Here is a 23,540-nt window from a genome sequence, read left to right on the forward strand (position 1 = left end):
TGACATGCGGAACACTCTTGCCCTTATCCTGACCGTTGGTGCAGCCAGCCCCGCGCTGGCGGCAAGCGGCCCGTTCTTTTCGCTTGGCAATACCGACTTTGTCGTCCTGCTGGGCTTTATCGTCTTCATCGCGGTCCTGTTCTACTTCAAGGTCCCCGGTATGATCGGCGGCGCGCTGGACAACCGTGCCGAAGGCATCAAATCCGAACTGGACGAAGCCCGTGCTCTGCATGAAGAAGCACGCAGTTTGCTGGCCTCGTACGAGCGCAAGCAGCGTGAAGTTCAGGGGCAGGCCGATGCGATTGTCGCGGCAGCGAAGGAAGACGCAGCCTTGGCGGCAGAACAGGCGAAAGCTGACTTGGAAAAGTCGATCGAGCGTCGTCTTGCCGCAGCTCAGGACCAGATCGCTTCGGCCGAAGCGTCTGCACTGAAGGAAGTGCGCGATCAGGCCGTTTCGGTTGCGGTTTCGGCGGCCAGCTCGGTTCTGGCAAAGCAAATGACCGCAGCGCAGGCCAACAAGCTGATCGATGCATCGATTGCAGACGTGGATGCCAAGCTGCACTGACGGGTGACCCCGACAGACAAGTGATACAGACGACCCGAGAGCTTTTGGCTGTCGGGTCTTTTGTTTTTGTCGTGCTTCTGTTTCTGTTGTTTCAAACACTCCGAATCCTACGACCTGCCGGGGATCAGGTTGATAGGAGCGCCCTGATGGGGGCGTGACATTTACAGGGAAAGACAGGCGGTGTCAGGCAACGCAGTTTCGATGAATATTGTCGGTGTCGTCCGAAATGGCGGGTCGGCGCTGATCGACACGATCAACAGGATCGAAAACCTGTCTGCGCAGTTGCATCGGTTCACCGTCACCATTGCCACGAACGACAACACGGATGGCACGGATCAAGTGTTGTCCGACTATGCGGGCCAAAGCCGGCATGTCGATATCATGCGACTGGATGGTCTGGCGTCAGAATTGCCAAACCGGGTCGAGCGTATCACGGCGGCCAGAAACGCGGTTCTCAAAAAACTCGAGGATCAGGACAGGGACCTGGAGTTGACGCTGGTGTTGGATCTGGATGGCCCGAATACCTGCCTGGATGCTCAGGCGGTTCTGACAGCAGCGCAGCGGGTCGCCCCTTTGTGGGAGGGCGTTTTCGCCAACCCCAAACCAGCGTATGACGATATCTACGCTCTGCGGTGTTCGGGTTGGTGTGATGAAGACGTGTGGCAACGCATTCAAAGCACACGCAGGCCGCTGTTCGGGCGTCGCAAGTGGCGCCGGTCTGTCATGAAGTCCGCAGTTTTCGACCGCCAGTTTCACATTCCTGCCGACACGCCCCTGATCCCGGTCGACAGCGCATTCGGCGGCGCCGGGTTGTATAAATCCCGCGCGCTGCGGGGGGTGCGCTATTCTTGCCGGGACGAAAAAGGCCAACAGGTGTGCGAACATGTTATGCTGCACAAACGTCTGAGGGATCGCGGCGCAAGGCTGTTCATCGACCCGGCGCTGACAACTCTGGCCACCGAGGACCGTCTGGGAGAAGGCAGCGGCGCTCCGTTCCCCCGACATCTGCTGCCAGCCGCGTCAGGGGCTGCCTAGTCCCGGCCTTGCGCTGCACTGTCTTAAAAATCGGGATGGCCTTTAGGTCCGCCCGGTTTCGTGTTGCAGCCTTTGTTGCGCAATAGCTTCGTTTCGATCGGCCTTTTGCTGGTCCGCCATACAGCGTTCCACAAAGTCCAAATGGCGTTCAATTGCATTTCGTGCAGCCAAAGGATCACGCTCTTGCAGCGCCACATTGATGGCGCGGTGCTGATCCAGGATGGCCTCGCGGGTGGCGCGCTGACGGAACATGGTCTGACGGTTGTAGAACACCCCCTGCACCAGAAGGTCATACATCGACCGCATCATGTGCAGCATCACCACATTGTGGCTGGCTTCGATGATGGCCATGTGGAACTCGGCGTCCAGCTGCGCCTCGTCATTCGCGGCGTTTCGGTTGTGGGCCGCCTGCATCTTGTCAAAGATCGCCTGAACGACTTTCAGGTCGCTGTCTGATCCCAACCGCGCGGCCCGTTCTGCCGCCAGCCCTTCCATGTCACGGCGAAAGGACAGGTAATCGAATACCGCTTCCTCGTGGCTGCCGAACAAACGGATCAGCGCCGGGGAAAAGGCAGAGCCCAGAACCTCGGCCACATAGATCCCGGATCCGGCTTTCGCGGTCAAAAGCCCCTGTTCCTGAAGTTCGGAAATTGCATCACGCAAGGACGGGCGCGAAACGCCCATGCGCTCTGCCAACTCCCGCTCTGATGGCAGGCGCTCGCCGGGGCGCAGGATGCCACGCAGGATCAGAAGCTCGATCTGGCGAACGACCGCAAGCGACAGCTTTTCCGTCTGAACTTTGTGAAAGGGCATCTCATCTTCCGAAATTGGTCAATTCATTTGACCATGGACGCCGGTGCTGTTCAAGAAACCCCGTTCATATCCGCTGAAAAATAAGGTCAGCAATGTTGACTTTAATACAAGAGGGCATAAGCTGCGTCGAATTGAGATCGGAGGAGCCTCATGTCCCAACACCCTTTGTTTGCCACCCGGACTTCGCGGATGAAAGCGTCAGAGATTCGCGAATTGCTGAAGCTGCTCGACCAACCCGGCATCATTTCCTTTGCCGGTGGGATTCCTGATCCCGCCCTGTTTCCCGCCGATGCATTTGCACAGGCGTTTCAGCAGGCCCTGGGGCCGGATATGCAAGCGCAGGCGCTGCAATACTCGGTCAGCGAAGGCTATGTCCCCTTGCGGCAATGGCTGGTGCAGCACATGCACGAAATCGGGGTGGAGTGTGACATCGACAACATCCTGATCACCTCGGGCTCGCAGCAGGCGCTGGACTATCTGGGAAAGCTGTTCCTGTCCCCCGGCGATACGGCCCTGGTTGGGTGGCCCACTTACCTGGGTGCGCTGGCGGCATTCAACGCTTATGAGCCGCGCTTTGACCGGCTCAATGGCAATCAGGGGGCCAAGGAATACAAGGCCGCAGCAGGCGAAGGCGCAGTTAAATTTGCCTATCTGTCGGCGGATTTTGCAAACCCGACAGGAGAAACCGTGGATTTGCAGGGCAGGGAGGCTCTGCTGGATCTGGCCGAGGAACTGGACTGCGCGTTGATCGAGGACGGAGCCTATCAGGCGCTGCGCTACGACGGGGACCCGATCCCCCCAATACTGTCATTGGAGCAGGCCCGCAAAGGGTCGATCGAGGACTGCCGGACGATCTATTGCGGCAGTTTCTCGAAAACGCTGTCGCCGGGTTTGCGCATGGGATGGGTCGTTGCATCCAAGCCAGTCATTTCTCAGATGGTACTGCTGAAACAGGCAGCCGACCTTCATTCCGCGACCATCAACCAGATGGCCGTGCATCAGGTGGCGCAGGCCTGTTTTGACACCCATATTCCGAAAGTACGAAACGTCTATCGCGCCCGTCGTGATGTGATGCTGAACGCGTTGGAACAGCATATGCCGGAGGGGGTGGATTGGACACGTCCCGAGGGTGGAATGTTCATCTGGGTCACGTTGCCCGAGGGGATGATTGGCTCTGACCTGCTGGCGCGTGCGCTGGACACCGTCAAAGTGGCATTTGTTCCGGGCCAGGCGTTTTTCCCGGATAGCAGCGGTGCAAACACGATCCGTCTCAGTTTTTCAAATTCCGACGAGGCGACGATCCGCGAAGGCATTCGCCGACTGGGAGAGGTGCTGCGGGCCTGACGTCCGGAAAGGTTCTGTTAACCAAAATGCTGCAATTCTGCGGCATGATCAGGTTTCTCGCACCTCTCTTTCTGGCCGCCTGTGCCGCCGGCACTCCGCATTTTCGCGATGTTCCTGCCACACGCGTGGCCGTAAACGGCAGTGTGTTCGACGTGCGCGTGCGCGGCGATCTGGCCGAGGCTGTGCGGATCAACGCACAATACGCCCCTCGGCTGGGACCGGTCCGGGATCGGGCCGGGTTGGCGATGGCGCAGGTTTCAGGCTGTCCGATCCTGGATGTTCTGGGTGATGCGGCGGTCACGGTTGGCGTTCTGGGGTGTGACCGGGAAGCGGGTGAACGGCTGTTGCTGACGGCCGTCTCGACCCCGAACTACGAGTGCATCGACTATGGTACCTATGAAAATGTCGGTGACGACTTCGGTTACCAGGTCTTTGAATGCACCCCTTATTAAAACACGCGCATTCTTGCGCATTTCGGCAAGATGTTGTGGATAACTCGGGGTGATATCCCATATCCTGCGCAACTCCGTTGACTCAGACCCCATCCCTTGCGCAGACTTCCAATGCACAGGAATCATGGGACACGCAGCCATTGCGTTTCAGCAAGCTCAAACTGACCGGCTTCAAAAGCTTTGTTGATCCGACCGATCTGATCATCGCGGACGGGTTGACCGGTGTGGTGGGTCCGAATGGCTGCGGCAAATCCAACCTTCTGGAAGCGTTGCGCTGGGTGATGGGGGAAAACCGCCCCAAATCCATGCGCGGCGGCGCGATGGAAGACGTGATCTTTGCCGGTGCGGCGACACGCCCGGCGCGCAATTTTGCCGAAGTCGTTCTGACCTTGGACAACTCGGAAAGGCTGGCACCGTCGGGGTTCAACGACAGCGATCAACTGGAAATCGTACGCCGCATCACCCGCGATGTGGGCAGTGCCTACAAGACCAATGGTAAAGACGTTCGGGCGCGCGATGTGCAGATGCTGTTTGCCGATGCTTCGACCGGTGCGCATTCGCCCGCGTTGGTCGGACAGAACCGCATTGCCGAGTTGATCAACGCCAAGCCGCGCGCCCGTCGCCGCATTCTGGAAGAGGCCGCCGGGATCTCGGGCCTGTATCAGCGTCGCCATGAGGCCGAGCTCAAGCTGAAAGGCACCGAAGCCAACCTGACCCGCGTCGATGACGTGCTGGAGCAGTTGGGAGGACAACTGGCCCAGCTTGCGCGTCAGGCCCGTCAGGCGGCCCGCTATCGGGAAATTGGCGAACAGCTGCGTCAGGCCGAGGGGATGCTGCTTTATCGACGCTGGAAAGAGGCCGACATGGCCCGCCAGCAGGCCGAAGAAAAACTGCGTGAGCGGATCACCGAAGCGTCCCGTGCCGAGGCTGAAGCCCGCGCTGCTGCCGCGAAACGTGCCGAGATCGAGGAAACCCTTCCGCCGCTGCGCGAGGAAGAGGCCATTGCCGCCGCCGTGCTGCAACGCCAGCAGGTGCAGCGCGATCAATTGTCCGATCAGGAATCCCGCGCGCGTCAGACGATCGAAACACTGACCAACCGAATCCAGCAGCTGGGCAACGATATCGAACGCGAAGCCGGTCTGAACCGCGATGCGGGACAAATGATTGAACGGCTGGAATGGGAAGCGCGCGAGTTGGCCAAGGCAGCTGAAGGTCACGATGAAAAAGTGGCCGAGGCGGCGGAAATCGCCCGCGAGGCGGCCTCGATCCTACAGGAACGCGAAGACAACCTGTCGCAGCAAACCGAGGATATGGCCCGCCTGGTCGCCCGGCACCAGTCAGCCCAGCGTCTGGTCGAAGACAGTCGCAAGACGCTGGCCCGATCCGAGGGTGAAGAGGAAAAAGCCCGGCAGGCCGTGGACGAGGCGAAAACCGCCCTGATCCGCGCCAGCGAGGCGTTTGCAGAAGCCCAAATGGGCGAGGAAGAAGCCCGAGAAGCGGTCGAAGCCGCTGAAGAGGCACTTGCCGCGGCGGATGAACTGCGCAACGAAACACAAGGGCGCGAAGCCGAGGCCCGGGCGCGACGTTCCGAAGCGGAAGGCGAGCTGGGGGCGATCCGGGCCGAAACCACGGCGCTGGCCAAGCTGGTGGAACGCGACACGGCGGAAGGTGGTCAGGTGCTGGATCTGCTGCGCGTCGAACCCGGCTATGAAAAGGCTCTGGGTGCTGCTCTGGCTGACGATCTGCGCGCACCGCTGGTCGAGGGCGACGGCCCGTCCGGCTGGGTGCAGGTGGCTGGATATGACAGCGACCAGCCGTTGCCTGAAGGGGCTGAACCACTGGCGCTTCATGTGTCGGGGCCGGATCGTCTCAGCCGCCGAATTGCCCAGATCGGGTTGGTGGATGCGGATCAGGGCGCACGGTTGCAGGCGTCGTTGAAACCCGGCCAGCGTCTGGTGTCGCGCTCGGGCGACCTGTGGCGCTGGGATGGGTTCCGTGCCTGGGCAGAAGACGCGCCAAGTGCTGCTGCTCTGCGGTTGGAGCAGCTCAACAGGCTGGAAGCGCTGAAACAGGACCTTGCCCTTGCCGAAGCACAGGCTGACGGTGCCCGTGCCGCACATGAAGCACTGTCTCAGCAATTGGCGGATGTGACCGAGGCAGACCGCCGTGCGCGAGAAGCCCGCCGTGCTGCTGATCAGCGCATGGCCGAAACCGCGCGCGCACTGTCGCGGGCCGAGGCCGACCGCAATCTGGCGCAGGGCAAGCTGGAAACCCTGACCCTCGCCGTTGATCGCCACAAGGACGATGCCATGGCCGCCCGTGCGCAACTGCGCGAGGCCGAAGCGGCTTTGGCCGGTCTGGGCGATCTCGACAGCGCCCGCGCACAGGTCGAAGACATCAAGCAGACCGTCGAGGCGGCGCGGATCACCATGCTGACCCACCGCTCGACCCATGACGAATTGCGCCGCGAAGGGGACGCCCGCACGCGTCGTACCCAGGAGGTTGCGAAAGATCTCAGCGGATGGCGCCACCGCTTGGAAACGGCTGAAAAGCGGATTTCCGAACTTGCCGAGCGCAAGGAAAGCTCGGAAGAAGAACTGACCGAGGCCATGGCCGTACCCGGCGAAATCGCCGAGGCGCGTGAGGAACTGAACGAACTGATCGAAGCCGCCGAAGCACGGCGCGCCGAAGCCGCCGACAAATTGGCCGAGGCCGAGGCCATGCACCGTGAAATCGTTCTGGCCGAACGGGAAGCCGAGCGTCTGGCATCAGAAGCGCGCGAAAGCCGTGCCGCGGCCGAGGCGCGCTGTGACGCGGCTAAGGAAAGTGTTGTCGCGGCGGCCGAACGGATTGCCGAGGATCAGCAACTGACCCCGAACCAATTGCTGAACCAGCTGGACGTGAACCCCGACCAGATGCCAGCTGCGGACGTTCTGGAATCCGAAGTGAACCGTCACAAACGTCAGCGCGATGCGATGGGGGCCGTGAACCTGAGGGCCGAGGAAGACAGCAAGGAAGTTCAGGAAGAATTCGATACGCTCAGCAGCGAAAAAGCCGATCTGGAAGAGGCGATCAAGGCGCTGCGCAGCGGGATCGCCAGCCTCAACCGCGAAGGGCGCGAGCGTTTGCTGACCGCGTTTGAACAGGTGAATTCCAACTTCGCCATGTTGTTCAAGCATCTCTTTGGTGGCGGCGAGGCCAATCTTGTGATGGTCGAAAGTGACGACCCGCTGGACGCGGGTCTGGAGATCATGTGCCAGCCGCCGGGCAAGAAGCTCTCGACTCTCAGCCTGTTGTCGGGCGGTGAGCAGACCCTGACGGCGACCGCGCTGATCTTCGGCGTCTTCCTCGCCAATCCAGCCCCGATCTGTGTGCTGGACGAGGTTGATGCGCCACTGGACGACGCAAACGTAACGCGCTTCTGTGATCTGCTGGACGAAATGTGCCGCCAGACCGACACGCGTTTCCTGATCATCACCCACCACGCGGTGACCATGGCGCGCATGGATCGCCTGTTCGGTGTCACCATGCAGGAACAGGGCGTCAGCCAGCTGGTTTCGGTCGATCTGAAGAAGGCCGAACAGATGGTCGCGTGACCTCGCTCACTGCAAGTTTATGACGGGTGGGATTTTTTCGCGCTAGTCTGGGTGCATGACGCGCTTTCTGATCCCCGCCCTCATCGCCGCCGGCCCTGTCTTCGCAGCCGACTGGCCCGTCAAGACCGGGGACACGCCCCTTACGGCCGCAGAGCTTGGTGCTTTGGCGGGGCAGACGCTGACCTTTTACGACGATGGGCAAGCGAAATTCTCAGCGGGCGGGGCCTATTCCTACACATACGCGAGCGGAGATTCTGCTTTTGGCACCTATTCCATTGCCGAGGATGGCAGTGTCTGCATCGCCTACCGCAACGGGTTCAGCCGGTGCGATTTGTACGTGCGCAGGGGGGAGAGGTTGATCCTGATTGACGAAAAAGGCGACCGGTATCCGGTGCGCAGTGAATAAAATGATCTGAAATTTTCGTGATTCCAGCTCATTTGATAGACAAAAATCGACAATCAAGATGATGTAAGGGAGGAAACCTGACAACCAAGGCGGTATCGTCCCGGAGAATCTTATTTGATGTACGGGAAAAAAAATGTGCCGTTTTTTGGCTTGGGTTGGTCAGCAGCGATACCTGGACGAACTGGTCCTTGAGCAAGAACAATCGCTTGTTATTCAAAGCCGAAACGCATTGATTGGGAAAACACCGGTAAATGCCGATGGGTTCGGTCTGGCATGGTATTCTGATCGTGACATGCCGTGCTTTTACAAGGACACCCATCCAGCGTGGTCTGATGCCAATCTGAAGCAATTGGCGCATCACACGAAATCCCGGCTGTTTCTGGCCCATGTACGGGCCTCGACGGGTACGGCGACCTCACGCAACAACTGTCACCCTTTCGGCGTCGGCAGGTGGAGTTTCATGCATAACGGTCAGGCCGGGGGTCATGAACGAATCCGGCAAGAGCTTGATGCCATGATCCCGGCGCACCTGTACCAACATCGTATGGGCGCAACCGAGAGCGAGGCGATCTTTCTCATCGCTCATGGCGAAGGGCTGGACGCCGATCCTGTTGGTGCAATGGCCCGTGCGGTCGGTCGGGTCGAAGCCCTTTCCAGGCACCGCGGAGCATCACCCTATCTTCGGTTTGCCGCCTGCTGGTCGGACGGCAAACGGGTTTTTGCGGCCCGATATGCCTCGGATCGGTTTGCGCCCAGTTTGCATTACAAGGTCTGCAAAGACGGTATCATCATTTCGTCCGAGCCACTGGATGCCAATAACGAGGGATGGCTCGAGATACAGCCCAACACGGCAATCGAAACCGAGGGTGCCGCGGTGGTGACGCACGCCTTTGTACCCCATGTTCCGCTGGAACGGGAATGGGTCGCGTGAGCGTGGTTGCTGCCTAAAGCCGGTTTAGCAAATCCACTGTCGGCCACGCGTCGGCCGGCAGGCCAAGCCGCTTCTGTTCTGCCTGCACGGCCGCTCTGGTACCAGCCCCTAGGATCCCGTCGATCTTGCCAACGTCATATCCTTTGGCCTGAAGCTTGCTTTGCAACTGCTTCATCTGCGCCCCGTTCAGACCCTGTGCGGGATTGCCGGCATCGTAGATTTGTGCCCCTTCCAGACGTGTCCCGAAATAGGCGGCGGTCAATACATAGACAAAGCTTTGGTTCCATTCGAAATAGACGTCGAAGTTTGGATAGGCCAGAAAGGCCGGGCCGTTGCGCCCCTGCGGCAGGATCAGCGAGGCCGGAAGGTTCGCCAGCGACCCGCTGCGCGCCTCAACGCCCATGGCCTGCCAGTCCGCTACCGACCGGGGCTTGCCGGGGCCGGACAGGGACCAATCCATCTGCGCGGGCACCGTGACTTCTTGCAGCCATGGTTCGCCTGCGCGCCAGCCCAGATGCGACAGCATCTTGGCGCCGGACATCAGCGCATCGGGGGCCGAGGTTTTCAGGCGGACATGCCCGTCGCCGTCTCCATCGACACCGTTTTCCAGAATGTCCCGCGGCAGCATCTGGACCATGCCGATTTCCCCGGCCCACGCGCCCGTTGTGCGGGCCGGGTCGAAGTCACCGTTCTGATAAAGTTCGATGGCCGCGAAGATTTGGGGGCGGAACAGGTTGGGTCGACGGCAGTCATGGGCCAAGGTCACCAGCGCGTTGCGGGTGTTGAAGTCGCCCTGGAATGATCCGTAATCGGTCTCGAACGCCCAGAAAGCCAGCAACACCCCGCGCGAGATGCCGTACTCCCTCTCGATCCGGTCAAATACCGCATCGTATTTGCGCGACATCGCTTGCCCGCGTTCGATCCGGTTGGCCGAGATCAGACGACGGGAAAACTCGATGAAGGGCTTCTGAAACACCCCCTGCGCCCGGTCGGCCTTGAGCACGGCGCCATCCTGCTGCACGCCTTTGAAAAACGCGTTCACGGTGGATTTGTCAAAGCCTTGCTGTACGGCCTCGGCCTTAAGCCCTTTGACAAAAGAATTGAAGCCACCGCCACATTGGGCAAGGGCAGGTTGGGCAAACAGGGCAGCGGCGATCAGGCCGGAAAGAAAACGCATGACAAGTGTCCGTCAGTAAATCAGGTCGATCCCAACCGACACCGACACGAGCCCAAGCGCAAGCCCCCAAACACGCCACAACATGCGACATGCGCGGAAAACGTCTGACGCCCCGATCTCGCGCGGGGCATCGCCATTGACCCATGCCAGATCCCGTACCTTACCGTCATAGCTGCGCGGTCCGGCCAGGGCGACGTTCAGCGCGCGGGCCATGGCGGCCTCGGGCCAGCCTGCATTGGGCGAGATATGACGGTGCGCGTCTGCCACGATTTCGCGCCAGCGCGACCACTGGCCCGACAGCGCCACGATCATCACGCAGGTCAGGCGGGCCGGGATCAGGTTCAGCAGGTCGTCGAACCGGGCCGAGGCCCAGCCAAACGCGCGGTACTTTTCATTGCGATACCCGATCATGCTGTCGGCGGTATTTACCGCCTTGTAGACCAGCAGCCCCGGCAACCCCGCGACCAGAAACCAGAACGCAGGCGCGATGACACCGTCGCTGAGGTTCTCTGCGGCGCTTTCGATGGCCGAGCGTGCCACCTGCGCCTCGGTCATGTCCCGTGTATCGCGCGAGACGATCATGGCCACTTGCGCCCGTCCCTCTGCCAGCGAGGCCATCAGCCCTTTGCCCACGGCGCGAACATGGGCGACCAACGATTGTTGCGCCAGCAGGATCGCGCAGACCAGGATTTCGACAACTGGCCCCAGCAGGGACAAAGCCCACCCAAGCCCCCATGCGCCGCAAACCAGCAGGACAAGCACACCCACCCCTTTTGCCCGTCGTGCGGCCCCGTGATTCAGACGTTTATCCAGCCAGCCAATCAGGTTTCCGATCATTACCGCCGGATGCTTGATACGCGACCAGAGCCAGTCGGGCTCTCCCAGCGCTGCGTCCAGACACATGGCACAGACCAGCATCAGGCCAAGGCTCACAGCGCGGCCTCCAGCCGGTTCCACCCGTTCGCAGGTGGCAACCCAAGGCGCAGATAGGTGTCGGAATAGGGGAAGATGCGGCTCCAGATATGGTTCTGTGCCAGCTGTTCCTGCCAGCGGGAGGCATCATCGACCTTGTACAATCGGAACAGGCTTGTGCCGCCAGCGACCTTGGCCCCCCTGGCCGTCAACAGAACATCCAGCCGAGCGGCCTCGTCTGCCAGTCGCTTACGCGTGGCGCTTGCCCAATCCGTATCTGCAAAGGCCCGTGTGCCGATCCGCAAGGCAGGGCCTGATACAGACCAAGGGCCAGTCAGATCGTTCAACCGGCTGATCATATCCGGTCGTCCGATGGCGAACCCCAGTCTTACCCCGGCCAGCCCCCAGAATTTGCCAAAACTCTTCAGCACGATCACGCCGGGGCGGTCTGCCAGGTGGGTCAAGGACTTGTCCGGCATGACGTCGCAAAAGCTTTCGTCAATCACGGTAAGTGGTGCCGATACGTCGCCTTCCTGCCAGATACGCCCGTCCGGGTTGTTCGGATGGACGATCACGCGGGCGTCACACGGACCGTCTTGCCGTACCTTCCACCCCTGCGCCGAAAAGGCGGCGGCGTGTTCGTTATAGGTGGGCGGCGTGATCTGTACCGTACCCGCCGCAGTTAGCGCGGGAAGGCGCGCGATGATCGCCGACGCACCGGGCGCGGGCAGGATCGCTGCACGCTGCGGCACGTTCCAGAACCCGCGCGCGGCACCGCTGAGCCGTTCAAACGCCCCGTGATCCGGCAATTCAGCCCAATCCCCCGCAGTCAGGCCGGACACGGGATAGGCATGAGGATTGATGCCGGTGGACAGATCGATCCAGTCGGTGCGTTGTCCACCATATTGTGCAATCGCCCTGTCCAGCCCACCGCCGTGGTCGCGAACCGTGCGTGGATCCAAGTCTTGATCCGGTGTGTTCATCTGCTCTCTCTGCGAGAAAATACCGCTTTTGGCCTGCTTCAAGCGGATTTTCGCCTCTAATACAAGCAAATCCGCCTGTTCACGGACCTGTAGGGCCGCTGTTAACACTTTGTTAAGGAAATAACGAGATCACGGACCACGGGGGTCGGCACCACTCACCATATCAAGTGCCGAGGTTGTTGCAAATGAAAGTTCTGATTGTTGAGAGTAATCCCGACCTTGGTCGGGTATGGAAAAGGCATCTGGAACGGCAGGGTGCTGACGTCACGCTGGTCGAGACGCAGGAAGCCGCCATTCTGGCGCTGTACGGCACGGATTTCGAAATCATCGTGCTGGATCTGGTTCTGGAAACCGGAAGTGCTCTGGCCGTGGCCGATTTTGCCAGCTATCGCCGCCCCCAGGCGCGGGTGATCTTTGTCACCAACACCACCTTCTTTTCGGATGGATCGATATTTGCCCACAGTCCGAATGCCTGTGCTTATGTGCAAAGCGAAACGCCGCCAGAGGATCTGGCGGCGATGGTCGAGCATTACGCAGCGGGGCGCTGATCGCGGCGGTGCGGTTCTGCGTAATCCAGCACCGGGTTCACCGGAATGATCCGGTATGGATTGATGCTGTCATGGCTGTAGTGATAGTGGCGCACGATATGTGTCATGTTCACGGTGGGGGCCACGCCGGGCCACTGGTACAGTTCACGCGTATAGGACCATAGGTTCGGGTAATCGATCAGTCGCCGCTTGTTGCATTTGAAGTGCAGGTGATAGACCGGATCAAAGCGGATCAGCGTCGTAAACAGCCGCCAGTCAGCCTCGGTGATCCGACCCCCCATCAGGTAACGGTTCCGGGTCAGACGATCTTCCAGCCAGTCCAGCGTGTCGAACAACGGGCCCACGGCGGCGTCGTAGGCCGCTTGCGAGGTGGCAAAGCCGGACTTGTAGACGCCGTTATTGACATCTGAATAGATGCGCGCGTTGACCTCTTCGATTTCATCGCGCATCGTTTCGGGCCAGTAATCATCGGTATTGCCGGTGATCCCGTCGAAGGCCGAATTGAACATGCGGATGATTTCCGAGCTTTCGTTCGACACGATGGTTTCCTGCCGCTTGTCCCACAGGATCGGCACGGTCACGCGGCCTGAATAGGCTGGATCGGCTTTCGTATAGATCTGGTGCGCAAAGCTCAGCCCATAGAGATCGTCGCCCTTCGCGCCATGGCCGTCTGTCTCAAAGGTCCAACCCTGGTCCAGCATGTCCGGATGCACGACCGAGACTGAGATCAGATCGCTCAGCCCTTTCAGCTCGCGAAAAATCAGCGTGCGATGCGCCCAGGGGCAGGCATAGCTGACATAAAGGTGATAGCGCCCGGGTTCCGCCTTGAACCCGCCTTTGCCTGATGGCCCCGCCTCGCCGTCAGCTGTCAACCAGTTGCGAAACTGCGCGTCGCTGCGCTTGAATGCACCGCCCGTGGATTTGGTATCATACCAGGTGTCGTGCCATTTTCCTTCGACCAGCAGGCCCATATCTTTTCCTCCGCATGCGCGTTTCGTCAAAGATAGGCCCGGACCCGGCGTCTTCCTATGCGAGTGCCCGCGCAAATGCCCTGCATTCGCGCACAGTCGAGGCCGGGATTTCTGTGCAACAAAGCTCCGTCAGATCGCAGTCTGTGACGTGGTTCACTGGATTTTTACAACTTTTCCCGCACAATAGAGGTCATTCACGGGGGAACGGATTTATGAGTACCTATGTTTCAAAGGAAATACGCGCCGAGTTGGACGCGGCCCGAATCGCGACATTGAAAAAAGCCAGCCGTTTACGGGTGGAAATGGGCGACAATACCTACAAAATACTCAAATTGTGGAAAGACGGTTTTACGGTTGAGGCGGAAACCACGCCGCGCCTGCGCGGGCTTGTCGATATCTTTGACGGGGCCAACCACCTCTATCAGTGTCTCATCGTCGCGGATGAGGATGAGGGCGGTGAGATGCGGTATGAATTCAAACGCAGCACGGCGGCCCATGACAGCGCGCCGCTTGACTTTTACCGCGCGCCCGATGCGCCGATCGCCCTGCTGGGGCATGACGACTGAGGGCGAATTTCAACCGGAGTTCCGGTTTCGGTCAGGGTTTGGTCGATACCAGAGGCTTGCGGTGCCACCATAAAGGCAGGCCCGCGCGGGCCAAGCAGCGTCAGCCAATCAACCGGCCCCTGTAAACAACAGGGCAGGGTTTGCAAGCCCCGGCCGACGCATACTTATTGCAGATCCCCGAAAGCTCGTTTCAGCCGCAGGCAAGCTTCCTCGACCCGCGCCCGTTGCGTGGCGAGGTTGAACCGTTCGAACGTCTCGCCTCCAGTGCCAAAGCCCGGACCCGACGATGTTGCGATCCGTGCGTCCTCGCGCAGACGGCGGACAAATTCGGCGTGATCCATGCCGGTGCCCGAGAAATCGACCCAGGCCAGATAGGTCGCCTGCAAGGGCATCGACCAGAGCCCCGGAATCTCGGCGATGGTCTGATCGAACAGACGCCGGTTTTCCTCCAGATGCGCGATCTGGGCATCCACCCATTCGGCCCCTTCGGGGCTGTAGGCAGCAGTGATCATCGCCACGCCCAGGGCGCTGGGATCGTAATCCAATGTTTGCAGCCGTTGCTTCATGGCCGCGCGTAGTTTGGGATCTGGAATGATCATGTTGCCGGTCCGCTGCCCGGCGATGTTGAAGGTCTTCGATGCCGCAGTCAGCGTCACGGTCCACGGGCGTGCATTCGGGGCCGCCACGTCCATTGGCACAAATTTTGTGCCGGGATAGACCAGATCGTGGTGAATCTCGTCGGATACAAGGATCAAACCGTTCCGTTCCGCAAACGCGGCCACGGCCTGCAACTCATCGGGCGTCCAGACGCGACCCGACGGGTTTTGCGGCGAACACCACAGCAGCATCTTCTCGGACCCGTCCAGCCGGGACTGGGCGTCGTCCAGATCAAGGCCGTAACTGTCGCCGTCCCGCACCAAAGGGCATTCCACGACCCGGCGGCCCGATTTGTTCACCTTGTGGGCAAACTCGTGGTAAACGGGGGTGAAGATCACGATGCCATCACCAGGATCGGTCCAGACATCCAGCGACAGGGCGATTGCATTGCCCAAGCCCTGCGTGGTCAGAATCCAATGCGTGTCGATTTCCCAATCGTGGCGGGTTTTCATCCACCACTGAACCGAGGCCAGGTAATCCGGGTGCATCCATGAATAGCCGAACACGCCGTGATCTGCGGCTTTGCGTACGGCCTCGATCACGCAGGGTGACGTTTGGTAATCGGAATCGGCCGTCCACATGGCCAGACCGTCCTCGGGCGAGACGCCATACAGCATCTCCATCTTGTCCCATTTTGAACTGTTGGTGCCCCGGCGGTCGATCAGGTCGTTGAAAGTCATGTCTGCTCCATTTTCTTGACCGAAAGCTAACCGCAAATCGGGCAGGTGCAAGGGGGGCGTTGCGGCGCGGGGCGGGATGGCCTAAATCAGCCTCATGAAACGCACTATTCTGATCCATCCCGACCCCCGCCTGAAAAAGGTCTGCGCGCCTGTGTCCGAGCTGACGGACGAGCTGCGCACGCTGGCTGACGACATGCTGGAAACCATGTACGACGCGCCCGGGATTGGCCTCGCCGCGCCGCAGATCGGTGTGCTGGAACGGTTGATCGTGCTGGATTGCATCAAGGAAGAAGGCGAAACACCGCGCCCGCTGATCATGTTCAACCCCGAGGTCATCGCCTCTTCCGAGGAAACCAATGTGTACGAAGAAGGGTGCCTGTCGATCCCGGATCAATATGCCGAAGTGACCCGCCCCAAGGTGGTCGATGTCACCTGGATGGACGAGAAGGGAAACCTGCAAAAGGAAACCTTTGACGGGCTTTGGGCCACTTGCGTGCAGCATGAAATCGACCATTTGAACGGCAAGCTGTTCATCGACTATCTCAAACCGCTGAAACGGCAGATGATTACCCGCAAGATGCAAAAGCTCAAACGTGAACGGGCGCGCGCATGACCGTCCGTACCTGTCTGCCCTGGCCCGACAAACGCTTGCGCACCAAGGCGGATGAAGTGACTGAAATCACTGATGACATTCGCCGGATCTGGCAGGATATGATCGACACGATGGAGGCCATGCCCGGTGTCGGTCTTGCCGCACCGCAGATTGGAGTGATGTTGCGGCTGGCCGTGGTCGATGGGTCGGCCGAGCGGGGCAAGGCCGTGCGTCTGGCGAACCCGGAAATCCTGCACAGTTCGATCGAGTTGCGTGAACATGAAGAGGCCAGTCCGAACCTGCCGGGCGTGTCGGCCGCGGTAAAACGTCCGCGTGCAGTGACTGTCAAATTCCTGAACGAGCAGGGCATGGTGGACCGTCGCGATTTTGTCGGCATCGAGGCCACCAGTGTCCAGCACCAGATCGACCATCTGAATGGCCGGATGTTTTTTGACCGGCTCAGCAAGGTCAAACGCGACATGCTGCTGCGCAAAGCCAAGAAACAGGGGTAAAGATGCGCGTTGTTTTCATGGGAACCCCGGACTTCTCGGTGCCGGTTCTGGATGCACTGGTCGAGGCCGGGCATGAGATCGCCGCCGTCTATTGCCAACCCCCGCGTCCGGCGGGGCGGGGCAAGAAGGATCGCCCAACGCCGGTTCACGCGCGGGCCCAGGCGCTGGGTCTGGACGTGCGTCACCCAACCTCGCTGAAACCGGCCGAAGAACAGGACAGTTTTGCGGCACTGAACGCGGATGTGGCGGTGGTTGTGGCTTATGGTCTGATCCTGCCCCAGCCCATCCTCGATGCACCGACTCATGGCTGCCTGAACATTCATGCCAGCCTGTTGCCGCGCTGGCGCGGGGCGGCTCCGATTCATCGGGCGATCATGGCAGGCGATGCGCAAACCGGCATCTGTATCATGCAAATGGAGGCGGGCCTTGATACCGGCCCCGTTCTGCTGCGGCAGGCCACCGATATCGGGCCCGAGGAAACCACTGCGGACCTGCATGACCGGCTTTCGGCGATGGGCGCGGCCTTGATTGTCGAGGCGTTGGCAAAGCTGCCCGGGCTGACCCCTGAACCGCAGCCCGAAGATGGTGTCACCTATGCTGCCAAGATCGACAAGTCCGAGGCCCGCGTGGACTGGTCGCGCCCCGCTGTCGAGGTCGATCGGCAGATCCGCGGCCTGTCGCCCTTTCCCGGGGCCTGGACCGAGATCGACGGCAACCGGATAAAGCTCCTCGCCTCGCGTCTGGCCGAAGGGCAGGGCGCACCGGGCGAGGTTCTGAATGACGATCTGTATGTGGCCTGCGGGCAGGGCGCCATAGAACTGCTGCGCTTGCAAAGGGCGGGCAAAGGCGCGCAGGATAGGGAAACCTTCCTGCGGGGCTGGCCAATCCCGGTCGGCACCCGGATGTCTTCGGAGTAAAGCCATATGTTCATGGTGATGATGGGCACTGTCGTGATTGCCGGGATCGTCGGGTATCTGTCCGAACAGACCGGTTTCACCCATAACGGCTATTTGCAGTCCATCATCATCTGTGTGGGCGGGGCGTTCCTGTTCTATTTCGTCCGTATCATGTTCGGCATCAGCTTTGGTCCTCCGGGGCTGGATGCGGTGATTTCCTCTGTTGGCGCCCTGATCATCGTGCCGACCCACTGGAGGAAATGACATGCCAATCGTCGCCCTGATCATCATCGGTGCAGCTGCCGGATTTCTTGCCACCCGCCTGATGCGGATCGAGGCCGACATCCCGACGACCATGCTGATCGGTATTGTCGGGGCCCTGATCGGAGGGATGCTGCTGCGGTTTCTTGTAACCGTTATGGGGTGGCTGTCTGGTTTTGTCGGGGCGGTTCTGGGTGCATTGCTGGTGATCTGGATCTGGCAGACCTACCTGCGCCGGTAACCCCTTGACCCGGCGCCATTCCTCCATCCAGATCACATTCAAGTAAAAAGGGGAGTGATGATGCCGTACGAACTGAAGCCGGGTGATGTCGCTTTGATGGGCATTCCTCTGGATCTGCATTCCTCGTTCCTGCAAGGGCCGGCATTCGCCCCCGGACGCATCCGCGAGGCGCTGCATTCCGGCGCGGCCAACCTGACCGCCGAGGATGGCACCGATCTGGGTGCAAGCGCCCAGTTCCGGGATAGCGGCGATCTGGATGTTTTTGAGATGCGCGGGCAGGAACCGATTGACCGGATCGAGGCCGAAGCGGCGAAACGGATCGCAACCGGCGCGCGCCTGTTGTCGCTGGGCGGCGACCATTCCGTGGCCTATCCGCTGATCAAGGCCCATGCAGACCGGTACGAAGGCCTGAACATCCTGCATATCGACAGCCACCCGGATCTGTACGACACGCAGGATATCGGACCGCTCGGCCATGGCTGCCCCTTTGCCCGGGTGATGGAGACCTGTCCGGTCAAGCGTCTGGTGCAGGTCGGCATCCGCACCATGAACGCCCATCAGCGCGAACAGGCCGACAGGTTCGGCGTCGAGGTGATCGACATGCGCAACTGGAGCCCCGATTTGCAGATTTCATTCGATGGCCCGGTCTACCTGTCACTGGATCTGGATGCGCTGGACCCGGCCTTTGCCCCCGGCGTCTCGCATCATGAACCCGGTGGGCTGAGCACGCGCGAGGTTGTCGACCTGATCCACCGGTTCAAAGGCCAGTTGGTCGGTGCGGATATCGTCGAGCTCAACCCGCATCGCGACCCCCATGGCATGACGGCGATGGTGGCCGCGAAGTTCGTCAAGGAAATCGGCGCGCGCTTGTTGAACGGCTAGTTTACCTTTCGTCGCACTCCGTCGCAGACCCAAGTGCCGGAGCACCTCTGGTGGTCAAACCAAAACGGTTCGCTTCGGTGGCGTTCATCCAGTGCATACTGTCGGCCGGGGCAGCATAGAGGGTGTACCAGTAAAATTCCTCATCCACGCCGATATCCTTGAAATAGTCCAGGTATCGATCATGTTCGGGGTCGTCCTCGGGCAAGTCGGTCGCCACCAGACCTGACCCGGCCCAGCTGTGGACACCGACACAGGCCCCCGGTTGCAGCACGCGGCGGTTTCCGGCCAGAAACAGATCGGTACCCCCGCTGGCAACCAGACCGTTCGAGGGCACGACGGTGTCGAACCCGGCCCTGTGCACTTCACGGGCGAAGATGACATTGGCGTCATCGTCAACAGATCCTTCAATGTAGCGCAGAACCAGAGTGCGGGCTTCGGGGTTTTGGGCTTTCACTTCCTCAAAGGCAGACAGCGTCGTCTCGTCAATCGTGCCCGAGGCGATGATCTGGTCGCCCTGCGCAACAAAACTGACCGGGGTGTAATACGCGCCGCATGAGGCGAGCAGGGCCAGGCAGGCTGTGATGGATGCAAGTCTGAATGTCACGTTGGCCTCTGGGCTGTGCTTTCAAAAGGGGTATCAGCATGCCGCTTTGGCGTCCACTGTCGGGCTCAGTTGCGCGGCGGCCGGCTTTTGTAGACCGGCAATTGCCAGCCAAACGTCAACGATCCGGCGCGCAACGCCCAGCACACCAGGGCGCAGAGACCCAGTGAAAACGCAGGCGCCGCCCCCAACCCGGAAGCCAGCACCGCAGTCAGAGCACCTGTAAAGGCGCAGGACACATAAAGCTCGCCCTGTTTCAGCACCAGCGGTACTTCGTTGCAGACCACGTCACGCATCAGCCCGCCCAGGCATCCGGTGGTCACACCCATCAAAACGACAATGACGCCGGACTGATCCAGCGACAGCGCCGCGCCGGTTCCGGCCGCGACAGCCACCGACAGTGCAAAACTGTCCAGCCAGACCAGCCAGTTATAACGGCTTTCCACCAGATGTGCTGTAAAGAACACCAGGACCGAAGCCGCGACTGCGATCAGGATGTAATCCGGCTGCCCGACCCAGAAGACCGGGTGACGATCCAGCAGAAGGTCGCGCACCGTACCGCCACCGACGGCGGTCAGGCAGGCCATGAAGGCAAATCCTACCAGATCCAGCTGGGCACGGCTGGCCACCAGCGCCCCTGTCAACGCGAAGATCAGAACCGAGGCATAGTCCAGCAGCGTCAGTGCGGTCACGCCTGTGCCTTTTTCGGTTTGAACGGCGCCATTCCGGCCCGTGCCAGCTCATCGGCCTTTTCATTCTCGGGGTGGCCTGCGTGCCCTTTGACCCATTCCCATGTCACATCATGCCGTTCCTGCGCTTCATCCAGACGCTGCCACAGATCGACATTCTTGACCGGCTTCTTGTTCGAGGTTTTCCAGCCGTTGCGTTTCCAACCGAAAATCCACCCGGTGACGCCGTTCTTTACATAGGCGCTGTCGGTGACGACGGTAATCTTCGACGGTCGCTCCAGCGCTTCAAGCGCGCTGATGGCGGCCAGCAGCTCCATCCGGTTGTTGGTCGTCTCGGCCTCGCCCCCGTTGAGCTCACGCTCTTTCAGAACCCTGTCCCCGTCCATCGCGCGCAGCAGCACGCCCCAGCCGCCGGGGCCGGGGTTGCCGGAACAGGCACCGTCCGTATAGGCAAACAATTCAGGCATGGGCGAACACCAGAATGTACCCGTCATACGATCCGGCCAGGCCTTTTCCGATGCCGTGGACTGCGCGATCAATCGTGAACCCGGCCTTGTTCAAGGCGTCCTCGATCTCGGCCTCCGTGTAATAGGAATAATAACGATCCAGATCATCCCGGTGTTCACCAGTGCCCAGCTTCATCCCCAGAAACAGCTGTCCACCGGGTTTCAGAGCCCTGTGGATCGCTTGCAGATGGCGCGGGAAATCTGCGCGCGGCGCGTGCAACAGGGAAAAGCTGGCGTAAATCCCGTCATATTCGGCCGTCTCGGTGACGTCATCGAACGTACCCAGATGTGCATCCACACCGTTTTCGCGTGCATGTTCGACAAAGGCTGGCGTGGCATCCAGTGCCCGAACTTTCAGCCCCTGACGCATCAGGAACCCGCTGTCCGACCCCGGTCCGGACCCCAGATCCAGCACATAGCCGCCTGCGCCGACCGCATCGGCGAAAGCCTGACGCGCCTCAAGCTGCTCGGGCGGCAGAGGGATCTTCAGATATTCGGCCACCTTGTTTGTATAGGCGTTGATCGTACGTTCATCGGTCACAGGTACACTCCGACTGCAAGGCTGGCCAATACGACCGCGGTCAGCAGGATGCGCAACCGCATCCACCAGACCGGTGTCAGGCGCCAGTAGGAAAACAGGGCATCCAGCAACAACAAGCCAGCGAAGCCATACATCAGATTGGTGCCCGCATTCACCGGCCCACCCCCTGTCATGGCAAAGGCCCAAAGCGCGGGCAGAACCGACAACAGATAACACAGGGCCGCCTTGCTGCCTGATGTCTTGGTGGCAAAACCCCAGAGAACACCGGACATGAAGCTGAGGATGACCGATCCATAGAACAGTTGCACATAGGGCCCCACGAAACGTGGGCCAAAGGTTTGCACGCCCCAGGCATTCAGGTCGCCGTTCAGATAGGTCAGGACGCCCCAGACAAACGGGATCAGTCCCGCCAGCCCTAGATAGAGCGGCGCTTTCGGCACTCCGTTCACGCCGGTTGCCTCAACACGCGGGGGACTTTGAACTCGACGTTTTCAACAGCGGTCTCGACCGGCTCGACGGTGACATCATAATGCGCGCTGAACGCTTCGATCACCTCGTTTACCAGAACTTCCGGGGCCGACGCGCCTGCGGTGACAGCCACGGTCGAGATACCCTCGAGCGCGCGCCAGTCAATCTCGGTGGCGCGCTGGACCAGCTGCGCGTACTGACACCCCTCGCGCGAGGCAACCTCGACAAGGCGGCGCGAGTTCGATGAGTTCGGAGCGCCCACAACCAGCAAAGCATCCGCCTTGGGGGCCACGGCCTTCACCGCTTCCTGCCGGTTGGTGGTGGCGTAACAGATATCTTCCTTGTGCGGTCCGACAATGGCCGGGAACCGGGCCTGAAGGGCGGCGATGATATCCTTGGTGTCATCGACCGAAAGGGTGGTTTGGGTGACAAAGGCCAGCTTATCCGGGTCACGCACCTGCACCGTGGCCACGTCGTCCACGGTTTCGACCAGCAGCACATCGCCCTCGGGCAACTGCCCCATGGTGCCCACGGTTTCGGGGTGGCCCTTGTGGCCGATCATGATCATCTGCAACCCCGCTTCCGCGTGGCGCTGCGCCTCGACATGCACCTTCGAGACCAGGGGGCAGGTGGCGTCCACATAGATCATCTCGCGCTGGGCAGCCTCGGCGGGAACGGATTTCGGCACCCCGTGGGCGGAGAAGATCACGGGGCGGTCATCGGGGCATTCCTGCAATTCCTCGACGAAAACGGCCCCTTTGGCGCGAAGGCCATCGACCACGAATTTGTTGTGCACGATCTCGTGGCGCACATAGACCGGTGGGCCCCATTTCTGCAAAGCCATCTCAACGATTTTGATGGCACGGTCCACACCGGCGCAGAACCCGCGTGGGGCGGCAAGGTAAAGTGTCAGTGGCGGCTTTTTCATCAGGCTGTCTCCTTATGGCACAGGTAAGTCTTTTCCCGGCCTTGGTCCAGACAGGACATCGTCATTCCTCTGACACGAATCGTTGCTAATCGGGTGATGTTTAAGCACCTGTACCTTGTTAAAGAAGCGCGGCCAGGACCGATGTCCTGACCGCGCGATTTTTCCCCATCATGACAGGCCTGTCGCCTAGTCAGCTGTTGCTGGCAACAGCGACGCTGCGATGCTCCGTTGGCATTTCACGCGGCGGGCGGCCGATGACATCGCGCAGGTCTTCCAACTCGATGAAATTGTCGGCCTGGCGGCGCAGTTCGTCCGAGATCATCGGCGGCTGGCTGCGGATGGTCGAAACCACCGATACGCGCACACCCTGCCGTTGCAGGCTTGCGATCAACGGGCGGAAATCCCCATCACCCGAGAACAGCACGATATGATCGACGCGCGGCGCCAGTTCCATGGCATCGACGGTAAGCTCGATATCCATGTTTCCTTTGACTTTCCGACGCCCCATGCTGTCGGTGTATTCCTTGGCCGGTTTCGTGACCATGGTGAAGCCGTTGTAATGCAGCCAGTCAACCAATGGACGGATCGGCGAATACTCGTCGTTTTCCAGCAGCGCTGTATAGTAGAAGGCCCGCAGAAGCTTGCCGCGGCGCATGAATTCCTGCCGCAGAAGTTTGTAGTCAATGTCGAAACCGAGTGCTTTTGCCGCGGCATAAAGATTCGAGCCGTCGATGAACAGCGCTAGCCGTTCGTCTTTATAAAACATAAATGTTCCCTTCCGGTATAA

General features: G+C 60.4%; 28 protein-coding genes. 15 read left to right on the top strand and 13 right to left on the bottom strand.

Features of this window, described 5'->3' with window-relative positions; genetic code table 11:
- Positions 1 to 4 precede the first annotated feature (4 nt).
- Positions 5 to 565 (top strand): F0F1 ATP synthase subunit B, encoded by a 561-nt coding sequence (locus ACR0DJ_RS13200; protein WP_170344804.1) that lies wholly within the window; start codon positions 5 to 7, stop codon positions 563 to 565.
- Between the two features lie 201 nt (positions 566 to 766).
- Positions 767 to 1,600, top strand: coding sequence for a hypothetical protein (locus tag ACR0DJ_RS13205; protein ID WP_480685263.1), 834 nt, complete (start codon positions 767 to 769; stop codon positions 1,598 to 1,600).
- Between the two features lie 42 nt (positions 1,601 to 1,642).
- On the opposite strand, the gene ACR0DJ_RS13210 is transcribed toward ACR0DJ_RS13205, so the two are convergent.
- Positions 1,643 to 2,413: a FadR/GntR family transcriptional regulator gene (locus tag ACR0DJ_RS13210; protein ID WP_257600105.1), complete on the bottom strand. Its 771-nt coding sequence runs from the start codon at positions 2,411 to 2,413 to the stop codon at positions 1,643 to 1,645.
- Positions 2,414 to 2,563: 150 nt separating this feature from the next.
- On the opposite strand from ACR0DJ_RS13210, the gene ACR0DJ_RS13215 reads away from it, so the two are divergent.
- The 5 genes from ACR0DJ_RS13215 (at position 2,564) to ACR0DJ_RS13235 (ending at position 9,142) form a co-directional block, all read left to right on the top strand.
- Positions 2,564 to 3,757 (top strand): aminotransferase-like domain-containing protein, encoded by a 1,194-nt coding sequence (locus ACR0DJ_RS13215; protein WP_480685265.1) that lies wholly within the window; start codon positions 2,564 to 2,566, stop codon positions 3,755 to 3,757.
- Between the two features lie 44 nt (positions 3,758 to 3,801).
- Positions 3,802 to 4,209, top strand: coding sequence for a hypothetical protein (locus ACR0DJ_RS13220; RefSeq protein WP_257600107.1), 408 nt, complete (start codon positions 3,802 to 3,804; stop codon positions 4,207 to 4,209).
- A gap of 140 nt (positions 4,210 to 4,349) precedes the next feature.
- Entirely contained in the window at positions 4,350 to 7,805 is a 3,456-nt protein-coding gene (locus ACR0DJ_RS13225) for a chromosome segregation SMC family protein (RefSeq protein WP_480685266.1), read from the top strand.
- Between the two features lie 55 nt (positions 7,806 to 7,860).
- Complete coding sequence (locus ACR0DJ_RS13230; RefSeq protein WP_480685267.1) at positions 7,861 to 8,211, top strand: hypothetical protein; 351 nt, start codon at positions 7,861 to 7,863, stop codon at positions 8,209 to 8,211.
- Positions 8,212 to 8,344: 133 nt separating this feature from the next.
- Complete coding sequence (locus tag ACR0DJ_RS13235) at positions 8,345 to 9,142, top strand: class II glutamine amidotransferase (protein WP_257600110.1); 798 nt, start codon at positions 8,345 to 8,347, stop codon at positions 9,140 to 9,142.
- A 13-nt stretch (positions 9,143 to 9,155) separates the two neighbouring features.
- Here ACR0DJ_RS13235 and ACR0DJ_RS13240 read toward each other — a convergent pair whose 3' ends face one another.
- Genes ACR0DJ_RS13240 through cobD form a run of 3 tightly spaced genes read right to left on the bottom strand, consistent with a single transcriptional unit; the run spans position 9,156 to position 12,214 of the window.
- The gene (locus tag ACR0DJ_RS13240; RefSeq protein ID WP_480685269.1) at positions 9,156 to 10,319 is read right to left on the bottom strand and encodes a lytic murein transglycosylase; all 1,164 of its coding nucleotides are present in this window, start codon (positions 10,317 to 10,319) and stop codon (positions 9,156 to 9,158) included.
- 12 nt (positions 10,320 to 10,331) lie between these two features.
- Positions 10,332 to 11,252, bottom strand: a complete 921-nt coding sequence (cbiB, locus tag ACR0DJ_RS13245) for an adenosylcobinamide-phosphate synthase CbiB (protein ID WP_480685270.1) — start codon at positions 11,250 to 11,252, stop codon at positions 10,332 to 10,334.
- A complete protein-coding gene (gene cobD, locus ACR0DJ_RS13250) occupies positions 11,249 to 12,214 on the bottom strand; it encodes a threonine-phosphate decarboxylase CobD (RefSeq protein ID WP_480685272.1) in 966 nt (321 codons plus the stop codon). The genes cbiB and cobD overlap by 4 nt, the downstream gene beginning before the upstream one ends.
- Positions 12,215 to 12,399: 185 nt before the next feature.
- On the opposite strand from cobD, the gene ACR0DJ_RS13255 reads away from it, so the two are divergent.
- Positions 12,400 to 12,762 carry a response regulator transcription factor gene (locus ACR0DJ_RS13255; protein WP_171205733.1) on the top strand — a complete coding sequence of 121 codons (363 nt, stop codon included), beginning with the start codon at positions 12,400 to 12,402 and terminating at the stop codon, positions 12,760 to 12,762.
- Here ACR0DJ_RS13255 and ACR0DJ_RS13260 read toward each other — a convergent pair.
- Positions 12,744 to 13,733 (bottom strand): glutathione S-transferase family protein, encoded by a 990-nt coding sequence (locus tag ACR0DJ_RS13260; RefSeq protein WP_480685273.1) that lies wholly within the window; start codon positions 13,731 to 13,733, stop codon positions 12,744 to 12,746. The genes ACR0DJ_RS13255 and ACR0DJ_RS13260 overlap by 19 nt on opposite strands.
- Before the next feature lie 212 nt (positions 13,734 to 13,945).
- On the opposite strand from ACR0DJ_RS13260, the gene ACR0DJ_RS13265 reads away from it, so the two are divergent.
- Complete coding sequence (locus ACR0DJ_RS13265) at positions 13,946 to 14,299, top strand: hypothetical protein (RefSeq protein WP_170344817.1); 354 nt, start codon at positions 13,946 to 13,948, stop codon at positions 14,297 to 14,299.
- Between the two features lie 164 nt (positions 14,300 to 14,463).
- Here ACR0DJ_RS13265 and ACR0DJ_RS13270 read toward each other — a convergent pair whose 3' ends face one another.
- Positions 14,464 to 15,636: a MalY/PatB family protein gene (locus ACR0DJ_RS13270; protein WP_480685274.1), complete on the bottom strand. Its 1,173-nt coding sequence runs from the start codon at positions 15,634 to 15,636 to the stop codon at positions 14,464 to 14,466.
- Positions 15,637 to 15,730: 94 nt separating this feature from the next.
- Between ACR0DJ_RS13270 and def (ACR0DJ_RS13275) the strand changes: the two genes are divergently transcribed.
- The 6 genes from def (ACR0DJ_RS13275) to speB are packed head-to-tail and all read left to right on the top strand — an operon-like array spanning position 15,731 to position 19,020.
- The gene (def, locus tag ACR0DJ_RS13275) at positions 15,731 to 16,249 is read left to right on the top strand and encodes a peptide deformylase (protein ID WP_480685275.1); all 519 of its coding nucleotides are present in this window, start codon (positions 15,731 to 15,733) and stop codon (positions 16,247 to 16,249) included.
- Positions 16,246 to 16,740: a peptide deformylase gene (gene def / locus ACR0DJ_RS13280; protein WP_480685276.1), complete on the top strand. Its 495-nt coding sequence runs from the start codon at positions 16,246 to 16,248 to the stop codon at positions 16,738 to 16,740. The genes def (ACR0DJ_RS13275) and def (ACR0DJ_RS13280) overlap by 4 nt, the downstream gene beginning before the upstream one ends.
- A gap of 2 nt (positions 16,741 to 16,742) precedes the next feature.
- Positions 16,743 to 17,657: a methionyl-tRNA formyltransferase gene (fmt, locus tag ACR0DJ_RS13285; RefSeq protein WP_480685277.1), complete on the top strand. Its 915-nt coding sequence runs from the start codon at positions 16,743 to 16,745 to the stop codon at positions 17,655 to 17,657.
- 6 nt (positions 17,658 to 17,663) lie between these two features.
- Positions 17,664 to 17,900, top strand: coding sequence for a hypothetical protein (locus ACR0DJ_RS13290; protein WP_170344822.1), 237 nt, complete (start codon positions 17,664 to 17,666; stop codon positions 17,898 to 17,900).
- Position 17,901: 1 nt separating this feature from the next.
- The gene (locus ACR0DJ_RS13295) at positions 17,902 to 18,138 is read left to right on the top strand and encodes a GlsB/YeaQ/YmgE family stress response membrane protein (protein WP_152457067.1); all 237 of its coding nucleotides are present in this window, start codon (positions 17,902 to 17,904) and stop codon (positions 18,136 to 18,138) included.
- A gap of 60 nt (positions 18,139 to 18,198) precedes the next feature.
- Positions 18,199 to 19,020, top strand: a complete 822-nt coding sequence (speB, locus tag ACR0DJ_RS13300) for an agmatinase (RefSeq protein ID WP_425080174.1) — start codon at positions 18,199 to 18,201, stop codon at positions 19,018 to 19,020.
- Position 19,021: 1 nt separating this feature from the next.
- On the opposite strand, the gene ACR0DJ_RS13305 is transcribed toward speB, so the two are convergent.
- The 7 genes from ACR0DJ_RS13305 to ACR0DJ_RS13335 form a co-directional block, all read right to left on the bottom strand.
- Entirely contained in the window at positions 19,022 to 19,624 is a 603-nt protein-coding gene (locus tag ACR0DJ_RS13305) for a COG3904 family protein (protein ID WP_480685278.1), read from the bottom strand.
- 65 nt (positions 19,625 to 19,689) lie between these two features.
- Positions 19,690 to 20,313 carry a trimeric intracellular cation channel family protein gene (locus ACR0DJ_RS13310; protein ID WP_170344825.1) on the bottom strand — a complete coding sequence of 208 codons (624 nt, stop codon included), beginning with the start codon at positions 20,311 to 20,313 and terminating at the stop codon, positions 19,690 to 19,692.
- Complete coding sequence (gene rnhA / locus ACR0DJ_RS13315) at positions 20,310 to 20,777, bottom strand: ribonuclease HI (RefSeq protein ID WP_171232686.1); 468 nt, start codon at positions 20,775 to 20,777, stop codon at positions 20,310 to 20,312. Before rnhA ends, ACR0DJ_RS13310 begins: the two co-directional genes overlap by 4 nt.
- Positions 20,770 to 21,357, bottom strand: coding sequence for a class I SAM-dependent methyltransferase (locus ACR0DJ_RS13320; RefSeq protein ID WP_425080172.1), 588 nt, complete (start codon positions 21,355 to 21,357; stop codon positions 20,770 to 20,772). The genes rnhA and ACR0DJ_RS13320 overlap by 8 nt, the downstream gene beginning before the upstream one ends.
- On the bottom strand, positions 21,354 to 21,806 hold the full coding sequence (locus ACR0DJ_RS13325; protein ID WP_257600120.1) for a DUF3429 domain-containing protein: 453 nt from the start codon (positions 21,804 to 21,806) through the stop codon (positions 21,354 to 21,356). Before ACR0DJ_RS13325 ends, ACR0DJ_RS13320 begins: the two co-directional genes overlap by 4 nt.
- Positions 21,803 to 22,753 carry a 4-hydroxy-3-methylbut-2-enyl diphosphate reductase gene (gene ispH, locus ACR0DJ_RS13330; protein WP_425080171.1) on the bottom strand — a complete coding sequence of 317 codons (951 nt, stop codon included), beginning with the start codon at positions 22,751 to 22,753 and terminating at the stop codon, positions 21,803 to 21,805. Before ispH ends, ACR0DJ_RS13325 begins: the two co-directional genes overlap by 4 nt.
- A gap of 190 nt (positions 22,754 to 22,943) precedes the next feature.
- A complete protein-coding gene (locus ACR0DJ_RS13335; RefSeq protein WP_117869875.1) occupies positions 22,944 to 23,519 on the bottom strand; it encodes a LabA-like NYN domain-containing protein in 576 nt (191 codons plus the stop codon).
- Positions 23,520 to 23,540 lie beyond the last annotated feature (21 nt).

It is taken from the genome of Ruegeria sp. BF10 (assembly GCF_056538725.1).